At 54.9% G+C, this 1,037-nt stretch carries 1 protein-coding gene; it reads left to right on the top strand.

Annotated elements, in window-relative coordinates; genetic code table 11:
- A partial coding sequence (gene glmS / locus ACTHS3_RS14440) for a glutamine--fructose-6-phosphate transaminase (isomerizing) (protein WP_440368299.1) occupies positions 1–1,037 on the top strand: 1,037 nt, incomplete at both ends.

The following is a 1,037-nucleotide window of genomic DNA, read 5'->3' as shown; positions in this document are numbered from 1 at the left end:
GCCAATCACAATGTAGTCGATTTTCTGACCGACGGTCTCAAACGCCTTGAATACCGAGGCTACGATTCGTCGGGTATTGCCGTAAACATGGACGGCAAAATCAAACGCGTCCGCCGTGTCGGCCGTGTTCAGCTGATGGAAGATGCAGCACGTGAAAATGGCGTGTTCGGCCATATCGGCATCGGCCATACCCGTTGGGCAACCCACGGCGGCGTAACCGAGCCTAACGCCCACCCCCACATTTCCGGCGGCATGATCGCGGTTGTCCACAACGGCATCATCGAAAACTTTGAAGCCGAACGCGAACGCTTGAAAGCGTTGGGTTACACCTTCGAATCGCAAACCGATACCGAAGTCATCGCCCACAGCGTCAACCACGAATACACACAAAACGGCGGCAAACTGTTTGAAGCCGTTCAAGCTGCGACTGCCCGTTTCCACGGTGCGTACGCTATCGCCGTTATCGCACAAGACAACCCTGAACAAATGGTTGTTGCGCGCATGGGCTGCCCGCTGTTGGTGGCCTTGGGCGACCAAGAAACCTTCATCGCTTCCGACGTATCCGCCGTGATCGCCTTTACCCGCCGCATCGCTTATTTGGAAGACGGTGACATCGCCCTGCTGAACGCAAACGGCATCGAAAAACTGCTCGACAAAACCGGTGCGCAAACCGAACGCGCGATTAAAGTGTCCGAATTGTCTTTGGCTTCTTTGGAGTTGGGCCCATACAGCCACTTCATGCAAAAAGAAATCCACGAACAGCCTCGCGCCATCGCCGATACTGCCGAAGTCTTCTTGGACGGCGGTTTTGAGCCTGAAAACTTCGGCGCGAATGCACGCGAAGTATTCGACGACATCCACAGCATCAAAATCCTTGCTTGCGGTACGTCCTACTATGCCGCGCTGACCGCCAAATACTGGCTCGAATCCATCGCCAAAGTGCCGACCGATGTCGAAATTGCCAGCGAATACCGCTACCGCGACGTGATTGCCGATCCGAAACAATTGGTCATCACCATTTCCCAATCCGGCGAAAC

The organism is Neisseria sp. P0009.S007 (genome assembly GCF_051962515.1).
This window is presented reverse-complemented; position numbering and strand designations above follow the sequence as displayed.